We start from the raw sequence: 12,034 nt of genomic DNA, 5'->3' as shown, positions 1-12,034 counted from the left end.
GAAGATCCACGATCTCGTCGGAAATCCGGTCGCACACCTTGTCCGGGTGACCTTCGGAAACGCTCTCGGAGGTGAATAAGTAGTCGCTGCGTGCCATGAGCGTTTCATCCTTCGATGGACCTTGGGAAGCTCAAAAGCTCGGCGATCCGCCGGGCTTCTAGATCTCGACACGGCGCGGCGTGCGCTCCGGCGCGGCGCCGACGGCGTATCGCGCGACGCCTGCGGGAACGACGCCGCTGCGCGCCAGGCAGATGCAGGGCGCAAGGCCGAGCAGCAGCGGCATCACCAGGAACCGGGCGTAGAGATGGGGCATCGCGTTCAGCGTCAGCGCGAAGAGCGCGACCGAGACGAGGGCACAGCAGGCGGCAAGCTTGCCGCCGGGCCGGCGAAACGCCATCAGGGCGAGGATCACCGCGGCAACGAGCATGAGGAGGAAGCCGGCGAGCGACAGGAAACCGCCCTCGGCCCAGATCAGCAGGTAGGTGTTGTGCACCGGTGCCTTCAGCGTGCTGGTCTCGCGATAGCGATCGGCGCCGATCCCGAAGATCATCGACTGATCGATGCGCCCGAGGGCGTCGCGGATCAGCTTCATCCGGCCGACGAACGTGCCGGCCTGGTCGATGTCGCCGCTCGCCACCGCACCCAGCACGCGCTTCTGGAAGATGGCCGGCAGGAAGTCCTTCGCCCATGTGAGGACCGCGGACATCACGAGGGCGAAGCCGGCGCCGGTCATGAGGATCTGCCGGATCGTCCCGTAGATCGCGATGAAGGCGCCGATGGCGAAGAGAAGGGCGAAGAGGCCGGTGTTCGAGCCGGTCAGCATGATCGCGTAGGTGTAGATCGGCAGCGCCAGGCACAGCCAGCGCGCCTTCAGGGATCCCGAGCAGACCAGCCAGAGCAGGAGCGGCACCGTCGCGGCGATGAGCGCCGAGAATTCGTTGCCGCGTTCCACCAGCCCCAGCAGGCGCCCGCTGCCGCTGACGAAGACCGTGTTGCGCTCGGCGAGAACGTCGATGAGGTAGATGCCGTGGAGGCAGATCACCGCCACGGACAGCGTGAAGGCCTTCAGGATGACCACCGTGTCCGACCAGCTGCGCGACAGGAGCACGTAGGAGAGGATCACGTAGGAATAGAAGTATTGGCCGGTGATGACGAACCCGCGATCGGCCTCTCCGAAGACGAGGCTGCTGGCGAGCAGCATGACGCCGAACAGCATGAAGCCCGCGTTCCAGAGCACCGTCATCTGCCCGAGATTGGCTGATGGCAGCGAGCGGTTGAGGATCATCGCCAGAAGCGCGGCAAGGGCGAACATGTCGCTGACGGTGAAGTAAAAGCCGTCGACGCGGAACGTGTTGAACGGCGCCAGAAAGGCGCAGCCGGCAATGAGCGTCAGCTCCATCGCGTGGCGGGTCACGCCCAGCCCTCCCGTCCCGAACGCGGCGCGAAACGGGTCGGCATTCTGCCAGGGCTCGTCGCTGAGGTGGTTCATAAGCGTTTCCGGCTGGCGCTGGCCCTCTGCGGCGACCGGAACGGCCGGCCGCTCCCCATCGCCTCGCCGCATTGGCGGGCGGGCGCGATCTCCGGTCAAGCGACGCCGACCGCCGCCGGGCTCCGTCATTGGGCGTAGGGCGGCTCGCTTCGCGTCCGCCGATCGGCGCCGGCGGCGGCGCGCGCGGCCATGCTAGACCGTCGCCACCGCAACGAACCGCCGGGCGCTGCCCATGCTGCTCCACGTGATCACCAATTTTACCGCGCATGCCGGGGCCGAATCCATGCTGGCGCGTCTCCTGCGCCAGTCGGGCGAGCATCTCGTCGTGCCGCTGATGGACGTGTCCGACCACTACCGCTCGCTCGAGGGAGACCGCGTGCGCATCAAGCCGCTGAAGGCGCGCTCGGTCGCCGGCATGGCCGCCAGCGTGCGGCCGCTCGCCGCGATCCTGCGGCGCGAGCGGCCCGATGCGGTTCTCTGCTGGATGTACCACGCGATGGTGGTCGGCACGCTCGCCGCCGGGCTTGCCCGCACGGCGACGCCGATCTTCTGGAACGTGCGCCAGTCGCTCGACGACATGGCGGTGCTCTCGCGCAGCACCCGCATCGCGCTCCAAGGTGCGCGCCTCCTGTCGCATGCGCCCGACGGCATCGTGTTCAATTCGGGCCGGGCGGCCGACCTGCATCGGCGCTTCGGCTTCCGCAACGCCAACATGGTGGTGATCCCGAACGGCTTCGAGCCCCCGGCCGAAGCGCCCGCGCACCGGCCGGGCGATGCCCTGACCTTCGGGATCGCCGCCCGACTGCATCCGCAGAAGGATCACGAGACCTTCTTCCAGGCCGCCGCGCTCGTTCATGCGCGCTACCCGGCCGTTCGCTTCGAGGCGGCGGGCGCGGGTCTGGAGGTCGGGAGCGAGGCGGCGGAGCGCCTGCTGCAGGCCTCCGGCCTGCCGCGCGACGCCATCGCGCTGAGGGGCGAGATCTCCGACATGGCCGGCTTCTATCGCGGCATCGACGTGCTCGTCCTCTCCTCTCGCACTGAAGGTTTCCCCAATGTCGTCGGCGAGGCGATGAGCCACGGTCGGCCTGTCGTCACCACCGATGTCGGCGATGCCGCCGCCATCGTCGGCGAGACCGGGTTCGTGGTTCCGCCGCGCGACGTCCAGGCCATGGCGGACGCGATGGAGCGCCTGATCCTCGCCTCGGCCGCCGAGTTTCGGGCGAGGGGGCTGGCCGCACGCGCCCGGATCGACGCGCATTACTCGCTGCCCGCGATCGCCCGGCAGTTCGATCGGTTCGTCGGCACCGGGTGATGTCCGCTCCGCCTTTCGGAGGAGGCGCCTGCCTTTCCGGCTCTCCCTTTGGCGCCGTTCGGGCCGCTCGGCCGCATGATACGCTCGCGGCGTTCCCCTTGCTTCCGCAATCCTTTTCAAGCTCCTGCCCGCATCCCGTTCCAGGCCTCGCAACTCGCCGGAAGGTCATCCATGTCCGTCAGCAGCCTCGACCCCAGCAGCATCGCCCCGCGCTTCGGCATGCAGAATCTCGACCGGATGGAGGACGAGGGGCAGAAGGTCATCGGGCCGCGCGAGATCTACGGCTTGCTGCGTCGCCGCTTCGTCCTGATCGCGGCAATCGTCCTCTGCGGCACGATGGCCGCGATCGCCGCCTCGGTGCTCGTGCCGAAGACTTATGTGGCGCGCTCGACCATCCTGCTTGAGCCCGACGATCCCAACCTGCTCGACGACGCCACGACCCCTCCGGTTCCCCAGCCGAACAAGGCGACGATGGACACCAAGACCGATCTGATCACCTCGCGCGCCTTCGTCGCGCGCGTGGTGGAAAGCCTCGGTCTCGTGCAGGATCCCCGCTTCAATCCCTATCTCGGACCGTCCGAGGAACCGGTGAGCGCTCTGGGCGATGGGCTCCTGTCCGCCATCCTGCCCGACCGCCTGGAACTCGCCCTGTTCGGCCCGGCCGCGCCACCGGCGCCCCTGCCGCCGCTGGCCGTCCAGCAGGACCGGGCGATTTCCGCGCTGCTGTCGCAGCTCTCGATCGCCCGGAGCGGCGACAGCATGGCGATGACGGTCGGCGCCACCGCCGACGATCCGGTCCTCGCCGCCACGATCGCCAACGCCGTGACCGCGCTCTTCGTGGAATGGGCGCGCGAGCAGAAGCGCCACGACATGCGCGAGGCCGTCGATTTCCTGCGCCAGCAGTCGGTCGAGCTGGCCTCCAACATCGCGCGGACCGAAAGCGAGATCGCGAGCTTCAGTGCGCAGAACGATATTTCGAGCGACCCGCGCGACGATCTGCTGCGCGCCGCCATGGCGAAGGCGAACGATCAACTGAGCATCGCGCACGGCGACCTGACGCAGGCGCAGATGCGTCTGACGCAGGTTCATGCGCAGGCCGCAGGCACGGCGACGCCCACGGACGATCCGCTTCTGGCCTCTCCCGTTCTCCAGTCGCTGCGTAACGACGAGGCCGTCGCGATGCGCGAGCGCGCCGAGCTCGCCGGAAACTTCGGCGCCAACCACCCGCTGATCCAGGCGGCGGACGCGAAGGCCGCCAGCATCAAGGCGCTGATCGGCGAGGAGATGGGGCGCATCCTCGCCAACCTGGAAAACGACGTGCGCGTCGCGCAGGGGCGGGTCGACCAGCTCGAGCAGGGGCTCGTGCGCTCGAACACCGACCTGCGCGCCCGCAGCGTCTACGAGATCCGGCTTCGCGAACTCAATCGCGACCTCCTGACGGAGCAGAAGCTCTACGACCGCGTGTCCGACCGGCTGGGCAAGCTCGACCCCTATGCCAGCGTCGCCGATCCCGGCGCCCGCGTCATCTCGACGGCGGAAGTGCCGGTCGAGCCCTTCTCGCCCAAGCCCCGCATCCTCATCGCGGGCGGGCTGTTCGGGTCGCTCGTGGTCGGGTTCGTCGTCGCCATGGGGGCCGAGAGCCTTAATGCCCGCGTCCACACCGCGCGGCGCGCCATGCAGATCCTGCGCATGCCGATCCTCGCCAACGTTCCCGACCTGCCGCGCCCGTTCTTCGGGCGCCGGCCGGATGCCGTCTCGCATCTCTGCGGGCGACCGACCTCGTCCTTCGCGCGCGGCTTCCGCCCGCTTCGCGCGGCGTGTCGTCGCTGGAACTCCGGCCATCGCGAGCAGGTGGTCCTCGTGACCTCGAGTCTCGCCGGCGAGGGCAAGTCGACCACCGCGACGGGGCTCGCGATTGCCGCGGCGAGCGAGGGGCTTCACACCGTGCTCGTCGATCTGCAGTTCGGCGCGGGCGGGGTTCGCGATGCGATCACCTTCGACGACGGCTCCGCCTTTCTCAGTCACTTCACCGGGCGGTGCGATCTGCGCGAGGTCCAGGGCGTGCCGCATCTCAGCGTCGCCTCGCTGGCGCCTTCGAGCATCGATCTCCTGGCCGGTCCGGAAGGCCGGCGGCCGGAGGATCTCATCCGCGCGCTGCGGCAGGACTTCGACATGATCGTCATCGATGCGCCGGCGATCCTCGCCAGCGAGGAGGCCGTCGCTCTGGCCGAGTTCGTGGATGCGGTGGTCCTCGTGGTCGAGGCCGGGACCGTGTCGGAAGACGCGCTGCGCGAGGCCGGCGACCTGCTTCGCCAGGCCGACGCGCCGCTCATCGGTCTCGTGATGAGCCGGATCGACCCGAGCGCGGCGCGCGAAAGCGCCATGGGGGCGAGACGCACCTATCGCCGCGACCTCACCAGCTACTCCGATCGCACGATGTGAACAGTCCTCATGAGAGAGCCGCCGGTGTGCAGGCACCGGCGGCTCTCTCATGGTCTCGAAGGCCCGCCGCTCAGACTTCGGGACCCAGCCCCATCGCGGCGAGCAGCGAGCGGTTGACGGCATGGACGTCGAACTGCGTCTCGGCGATCTGCCGGGAGCGCCGGCCCATCCGCTCGGCGAGCCCGGCATCGAGAAGGAACCGCTCCATGGCCTCCGTGAGGGCGGGCACGTCGCGAGGCGGGACGAGGTAGCCGTTGTCGCCGTGCAGCACCGTCTCGCGGCAGCCCGGCGCATCGGTGGTCACGACCGGACGGCCCGCAGCGAGCGCCTCCAGCGCGCTGCGGGGAATGCCCTCGCGATAGTAGGACGGAAGGACGAAGACGCTCGCCTGCGCCAGAAACGGGCGAACGTCGCGGGTCTCGCCGAGATACTCGATCGCGCCATCCGCCTGCCAGCGCGCCATCTCGTCGGCGCCGACGCCGAGCGGGCTCGGGTCGAACGGACCGAGCACCAGGAACCGGGCCTGCGGCCAGCGCGCCTTGAGCATCAGGGCTGCGGCGGCGAACTCGCCGATCCCCTTCTGGCGCAGGAGACGCGCCACGAGAAGGAAGGTCGGCGCATCGGGAAACGGCGCGGAGGCGCCGAAATGGGCGAGGTCGACCCCGGACCCGGCGACCGACACGAGCGGCACGTCGTCGGCGATGAGGCGGTGGCGGCGAATGTCGGCCGCATCCGTCTCGTTGTAGGAAAAGGCGGCGTCGCATCCTGCCAAGGCCCGGCGATAGAGCTGCACGCCGATCTCGCGCACCGCGGCGGCCTTCCGGCCGCCATCTGTGGCGCTGAACATGTAGCCGAAGCCGGTGAACATCGCATGGCGCCGTGGCACGCCGGCGAGGCGGGCGGCAAGACCCCCGTAGATGATCGGCTTCATCGTATAGGCGAAGAGCACATCCGGCCGGGTCCGGCGCATGAGACGCGTGAGGGCTGCGAGGGTTCGAAGGTCGGCGAACGGGTTGACCCCCGCACGGGCCATCGGGATGCGCTCGAAGGCGACGCCGATCGTGCGCAGCGTCGCGATCGCGTCCGGGTCGTCGTCGGGGGCCGCCGCGCTCACGCGGTGGCCGGCGGCCACCATCGCGCGCAGAAGCTCGAGGCGGAAGTTCACGAGCGACTTGGTGAGGCTGGCGACGACGAGAACGTGCCGGCGCGAGCGGGCGAGGGGGTCGAGCGGCGGCAGGCGCAGGCTTTGCGGGCGTTCCAGAAGGGTCATCGGCCTCGTCCGTCTGATGTCGTGGCGATCGGGACGGCGGGTCAGTGCCGGACCATGGTGGTGCCGTTGCCCAGCGCCAGCTCGTAGAGATCGAGATGGCGGCCGACATAGAGCGCCAGCGAAAACTGGGCGGTGACCCGCGCGCGCGCCGCGCGGCCGAGAGCGCGTCGCTCGTCTTCCGATAGAGCGACGAGCTTCGCGAGCGCCGCAGCCAGCGCCCCGTGATCCCTCGGCGGCACGACAAGGCCGGTGTCCCCGACCATCCAGCCGCAGTCGCCGACATCCGTCACCACGGCCGGCACGCCGCAGGCCATGGCTTCGGCGACGGCGAGGGAGAAGCTTTCTCCCCAGGCCGAGCCGAGCGCGAAGACGTCGAAGCCGGGCACGAGCTGCGCCACGTCGAGGCGAAGACCCGGCGTGGTGATCCGATCGTCGATCCCGAACTCGCGCGCGGCCTCGCGCACCACGCCGTCGGCATGGCCCTCGCCGAGGAAGACGCCCTGGACGTCGTGTCCCCGGCCGACGACGTCGGCGATCGCGCGCACGAGATTGCGCTGGTCCTTGGCGGGATGGGCGCGCGCCACGTGGCCGATCACCAGCCGTTCGTCGGGGATCCGTGCGAGCTGGCGGATCGCCCGGCGGCTTGCCTCGTTCGGCCGAAATTCGGCGCAATCGACCCCGTTCGGGATCACCACCCGCTTCGAGGGATCGAAGCCGAGCGCCTCATGGAGATCGGCGGAGGCGCGCGAGCAATAGGAAATGGCGGTCGCGCGGCTCGACAGGAGCGCCGAGAGCCGGATCAGCCGCCGCGTCAGTGGCTTTTCGTCTTCCAGCTTGTCGAAGGCGTGATGGATGCTCCAGACCACCGGCACGAAGCGCAGGCCGAGGACCGACCCGAGCGTCGCCGCGACATTGCCGTGATACATCCAGCCATGAACGAGATCGGGCGCGGTCCGGCTCACCATCTGCGCTAGTCGTATGATGTCGCGCGGTCGGGGATGGCGCTCCATCCCGATCGACACGACGTCCGAGCGGGTCTCTGCAATGCGCTCGCGCAGCAAGCCGGGCGGCAGCAGGGACAGGACGGTGGAGGAAAAAGCGGAGCGGTCGACCTCTCCGAGAAAGCGCGCCAGCATGAACTCGGCACCGCCGACTTCGAGACCGGTGATCGTGTGAAGCACGTTCGTCTGCACGCGCGCCCTCTCCCATGGTGAGGGACGGAAAAAAACCGAAGGACCCCGTCCGGAGCCGGCCGAAGGCCAGCATGGTCTGGCCCGACGATACGCGGTCCCGACGGGCGAACCAGCTATCCGAATTCGTGGGTGACGACGCCCCGCGTGGGCATGCCTCACCTCCGAAAGGATAGCTCATCGGCGCGTGCGACCCCGTTCTACCTTCCCGTGGCGACAGGGGGTTCGAATGACCGACATGATGCCGACATCGAAGGGTATGCGAGGCCGCACGCGGCGTGCGCTTCAATGCAGCGGCCTCAGCCTGGCGCTTGCCATTGCGGTTCCCGCCGCCGGGGCGCGGGCCGCGCAGGAGGATTACAGGATCTCCGTCGGCGACGTCGTCTCCTTCGACTTTCTCGACGATGCGCTGCCGGCCGAGCAGCTGACCGTCTCCAGCGATGGCCAGCTCGGCCTGCCGCTTCTCGGCAGCTTCCCCGTCGAAGGCCGAACGGTGTCCGAGGCGCTCGATGCGATGCGGGGCACTTTCGTCCAGCGCGGCCTCTTCCTCGACCCCAAGATCGCGCTCTCCGTCGTCGGCTTCCGTCCGATCTTCGTCCTCGGCGACGTCAAGCTTCCCGGCTCGTTTCCCTACCAGCCGATGCTGACGGTGGAGCAGGCGGTGGCGCTGGCCGGCGGCCAATCGAGCGGCGGCGCGACGGCCGAGGACCGGATCGTCGCCCGCGCCCGGTTGCGCGGCACGCTCGACGAGGCGGCCGTGGAACTGGCGCGCGAGGCCGTGGCCTCGGCCCGCGTTTCGGCGCAGCTGGCGGGCAACACGACGATCTCGCGCGACGACCTTCCCGCAAAGGTCCGCCCCCTCGTGGACGCCGCCGCCGTGTCGGCGCTGATGCCGACCGAACAGCGCATCCTCGACATCGAATTGCGGGCCTTCGAGACCCGGCGCACGCAACTGGCGGCGGCGGTCGAGGAGGTGAAGGGCGCGCTCGCCAATCTCGCGGAGCTCGGCGAGAAGCAGAAATCGATGATCGTCGCGGCCAAGCAGGACGTCGATCGCGCCAAGGAGCTGGGCCGGCGCGGCATCAAGACCGTCAACGACATCTCGGCGGCGGAACGCGACCTGACGGCGCAGGACGGCCATCTCCTCGAGATCTTCAACCAGATGTCGACGACGCGGCGCGAGCTGGGCGACCTGCAGCGCCAGCTCGCCGACGCGACCGACAACCGGACCCGCACCGCGCTCGGCGAGCTGCAGGGGCACAATAGCGAGATCCAGCGGCTTTTGGCCGCCAAGGGCTCGACCGAGGAGCAGATCATGCTCCTGTCGAACCTCAGCGCCGAAGAGGCCCGAAGGACCAATTCGATCCGCTTCGTCTACGAGGTTCGCCGGCGCGTCGCGGGCCTGCGCGAAAGGCAGCCCGCGACGCTCGACGACGCCGTCAAGCCCGGTGACACGATCGTCGTGACGATCGACCGCGGCGGGCTCGACCTCGACGCGGCCGCGCTCTCCACGGCAGCGCTGGAGCGCACGCCGTGACGATCATGGCCGGTCCGGCCGGCGATCGCCGTGGAGGGGTCTCGGCCGATCCGCTGTCGCTCGAGCGGATCGCGGCCATGCTCGCGTTCCTCCTGACACTGCCGCTGTGGATTCCCGTCGCCTGCATCGTCGTGGCCAGTGTCGGCCGCCCGATCCTCTTTCGCCAGACCCGCAGCGGTCTCGGCGGGGTGCCGTTCACGCTCTGCAAGTTCCGCACGATGACGAACGAGCGCGGCGCCGACGGGCAGCTCCTTCCCGACCGGCTGCGCGAGACGGCGGCCACGCGCCTTCTGCGCCGGCTGCGCCTCGACGAGCTGCCGCAGCTTCTGGCCGTCGCGCTCGGCGACATGTCCTTCTTCGGCCCGCGTCCGCTGTTGCCGGAGACGGTCGAGGGGTTCGGCGAGCGCGGCCGGCTGCGCGGCCTCGTGCGGCCGGGTCTGACGGGATGGGCGCAGGTCAGCGGCAATACGCGGCTGAGCGATGCGCAGAAGCTGTCGCTCGATCTCTGGTACATCCGCCACCGGAGCCTCGCGCTCAATGCTCGCATCCTCATGCGAACCGCGCTCGTGCTCCTGCGCGGCGAACACCCCGATGCGGGCGCCCTGCGGCTCGCCGCCGCCGAGGACGATGCGGCGCGCGATGCGCCGGCCAGCCTCGCCGGCCCCGAGGCGTCCTGCCGATGACGGGGCCGCGCACCTTCGGTCGCGTCCTGGTGATCGCGCCCCATCCCGACGACGAGGTGCTGGGCTGCGGCGGCACCATCGCCCGGATCGCGGCCGAGGGCGGCCGGGTCGATGTCGCCGTGGTGACGCGCGGACAGCCGCCGGCCTATACGCCGGAGATGATCGCGGGCGTGCGCGGCGAGGCCGAGGCCGCGCATGGGCGCCTTGGCGTCACGCAAACACATTGGCTGGATCAGCCGGCGGCGCAACTCGCCGAAACCCCGCATTCCCAGCTGAACGCGGCGCTCGGTGACCTCGTGCGCGAGCTTTCGCCGGACACGCTCTTCATTCCCTTCGTCGGCGACATGCATCTCGATCACCAGCTGATCTTCCTCTCCGCCCTCGTGGCCGCGCGACCGCATCAGGCGGCCTATCCGCGCTCGATCCTCGCCTACGAGACGATGTCGGAGACCAACTGGAACGCGCCCTACGTGACGCCCGGCTTCGTGCCGCAGGTCTTCGTCGATATTTCCGGCACGCTCGACGCCAAGCTGGAGGCGATGTCGCTCTTCGCCTCGCAGGTGCGCGCCTTCCCGCACGAGCGCTCGCTGGAGGCGCTGCGGGCGCTGGCGATCCTGCGGGGCACCACCGTTCACCGACCTGCGGCCGAGGCGTTCGTCCTCGTCCGGGATGTCATCTGAAGACACGCACCCGAGGAGAAACGCCATGAAGCGCTGGCCGATCTATGACGAAGAGCAGATCGCCGATGTCGTCGAGGTGCTCCGCTCGAGCCGGGTCAACGCCTGGACGGGCGACCATGTCGCCCGATTCGAGACGGCCTATGCGCAGGCGCTCGGGCGTCGCCACGCGGTGGCGCTCGCCAATGGCAGCGTCGCGCTCGACCTCGCGATGCGGGTGCTTGGCATCGGGCCGGGCGACGAGGTGATCGTGACGCCGCGCTCCTTCGTGGCGTCGGCCGCCTGCGTGCCCTTCGCGGGCGCCACGCCGGTCTTTGCCGACGTCGATCCGGTCTCGGGCAATCTCTCCGCCGAGACGATCGCCGCGAAGATCACGCCGCGCACGAAGGCGGTGATCCCCGTCCATATCGGCGGCTGGCCCTGCGACATGGATCCGATCCTCGATCTCGCGGCCCGGGCCGGCATCCGCGTCGTCGAGGACTGCGCGCAGGCGCACGGCGCCCGCTACAAGGGCCGGCCCGTCGGCTCGATGGGCGACATCGCCGCCTTCTCTTTCTGCCAGGACAAGATCATCACCACGGGCGGCGAGGGCGGCCTCGTCGCGATGGACGACGCCGCGCTCTGGTCGGCAGCCTGGAGCCTCAAGGACCACGGCAAGTCCCATGCGATGGCGACGTCCACCGAGAAGCCGGTGGGCTTTCGCTGGCTGCACGAGAGCGTCGGGACGAACTGGCGGATGATGTCGATCCAGGCCGTGCTCGGCCTTCGCCAGCTCGGCCAGCTCGACGCGTGGCGGATCCAGCGGACCCGCAACGCCGAGATTTGGATGGAGACGCTGTCCGACCTGCCGCTCGTCCAGATCCCGCAGCTCGGCGAGGAGCACACGCACGCCTGGTATCGCTTCTACTGCCATGTCCGGCCGGAGCGGCTGGCCTCCGGGTGGACGCGGGACCGGCTGATCGCCGCGATCGCGGCGGCCGGCGTTCCCGCCTTTTCCGGCTCGTGCTCGGAAATCTATCGCGAGGCGGCCTTCCGCGACGCCGGAGCGCCGGAAGCGCCGCTTCCCGTCGCCCGGCTTCTCGGCGAGACCAGCCTTGCGTTCCTCGTCGACCCCTCGTGGGACGCCGAAGAGACGACGGCCGCCGCGGAAACGGCGCGGGGCGTCATCATCGGCGCGTCCCGCGACTTCATCCCGACCTATCAGCCGGCCGAGGTGCGCGAGCGTGTTCTCCTGCGCATGGTCAGAAGCCAGGCCGGTATTCTGGCCGCTCAGAGCGAGGCGGCCCGCCGCGCCAGCATGGGAGGCGAGACCGCCGGTCATCTCTGAACGCCATCCGACCGGAACCATGAAAGAGGCCGGCGTCCCGCGCCGGCCTCTTGACGTGTCGGTATGTGATCGGTCTTCGATCGGCCGGCGCGCCCGCCTTCGACATC

Annotated in this window: 10 protein-coding genes; 6 read left to right on the top strand and 4 right to left on the bottom strand. The window is 69.7% G+C overall.

The genetic code is table 11. From position 1 onward, the window contains the following. Both AUL33_RS21525 and AUL33_RS05530 read right to left on the bottom strand, forming a co-directional pair. A partial coding sequence (locus AUL33_RS21525) for an S-adenosylmethionine synthetase N-terminal domain-containing protein (RefSeq protein ID WP_156419294.1) occupies positions 1 to 97 on the bottom strand: 97 nt, incomplete at its 3' end. A gap of 60 nt (positions 98 to 157) precedes the next feature. Further along, the gene (locus AUL33_RS05530) at positions 158 to 1,489 is read right to left on the bottom strand and encodes an O-antigen ligase (RefSeq protein ID WP_062204868.1); all 1,332 of its coding nucleotides are present in this window, start codon (positions 1,487 to 1,489) and stop codon (positions 158 to 160) included. 232 nt (positions 1,490 to 1,721) lie between these two features. On the opposite strand from AUL33_RS05530, the gene AUL33_RS05525 reads away from it, so the two are divergent. Both AUL33_RS05525 and AUL33_RS05520 read left to right on the top strand, forming a co-directional pair. Beyond that, positions 1,722 to 2,801, top strand: a complete 1,080-nt coding sequence (locus AUL33_RS05525; RefSeq protein ID WP_062204865.1) for a glycosyltransferase — start codon at positions 1,722 to 1,724, stop codon at positions 2,799 to 2,801. Positions 2,802 to 2,972: 171 nt separating this feature from the next. Then, positions 2,973 to 5,243, top strand: coding sequence for a polysaccharide biosynthesis tyrosine autokinase (locus AUL33_RS05520; protein ID WP_062204863.1), 2,271 nt, complete (start codon positions 2,973 to 2,975; stop codon positions 5,241 to 5,243). Positions 5,244 to 5,313: 70 nt separating this feature from the next. Here AUL33_RS05520 and AUL33_RS05515 read toward each other — a convergent pair whose 3' ends face one another. Beyond that, the gene (locus AUL33_RS05515; protein WP_082652339.1) at positions 5,314 to 6,513 is read right to left on the bottom strand and encodes a glycosyltransferase family 4 protein; all 1,200 of its coding nucleotides are present in this window, start codon (positions 6,511 to 6,513) and stop codon (positions 5,314 to 5,316) included. A gap of 41 nt (positions 6,514 to 6,554) precedes the next feature. Continuing rightward, the gene (locus AUL33_RS05510; protein ID WP_062204859.1) at positions 6,555 to 7,706 is read right to left on the bottom strand and encodes a glycosyltransferase; all 1,152 of its coding nucleotides are present in this window, start codon (positions 7,704 to 7,706) and stop codon (positions 6,555 to 6,557) included. A 235-nt stretch (positions 7,707 to 7,941) separates the two neighbouring features. On the opposite strand from AUL33_RS05510, the gene AUL33_RS05505 reads away from it, so the two are divergent. The 4 genes from AUL33_RS05505 to AUL33_RS05490 are packed head-to-tail and all read left to right on the top strand — an operon-like array spanning position 7,942 to position 11,927. After that, positions 7,942 to 9,240, top strand: a complete 1,299-nt coding sequence (locus tag AUL33_RS05505) for a polysaccharide biosynthesis/export family protein (protein WP_192843143.1) — start codon at positions 7,942 to 7,944, stop codon at positions 9,238 to 9,240. Between the two features lie 5 nt (positions 9,241 to 9,245). Next, on the top strand, positions 9,246 to 9,923 hold the full coding sequence (locus AUL33_RS05500) for a sugar transferase (protein WP_082652342.1): 678 nt from the start codon (positions 9,246 to 9,248) through the stop codon (positions 9,921 to 9,923). Continuing rightward, entirely contained in the window at positions 9,920 to 10,603 is a 684-nt protein-coding gene (locus tag AUL33_RS05495) for a PIG-L deacetylase family protein (RefSeq protein ID WP_062204848.1), read from the top strand. Before AUL33_RS05500 ends, AUL33_RS05495 begins: the two co-directional genes overlap by 4 nt. A 25-nt stretch (positions 10,604 to 10,628) precedes the next feature. Next, the gene (locus AUL33_RS05490; RefSeq protein ID WP_082652338.1) at positions 10,629 to 11,927 is read left to right on the top strand and encodes a DegT/DnrJ/EryC1/StrS aminotransferase family protein; all 1,299 of its coding nucleotides are present in this window, start codon (positions 10,629 to 10,631) and stop codon (positions 11,925 to 11,927) included. The last annotated feature ends 107 nt before the right edge of the window (positions 11,928 to 12,034 follow it).

The sequence above is a fragment of the Aureimonas sp. AU12 genome (assembly GCF_001463705.1).
Lineage (GTDB): Bacteria > Pseudomonadota > Alphaproteobacteria > Rhizobiales > Rhizobiaceae > Aureimonas.
This window is presented reverse-complemented; position numbering and strand designations above follow the sequence as displayed.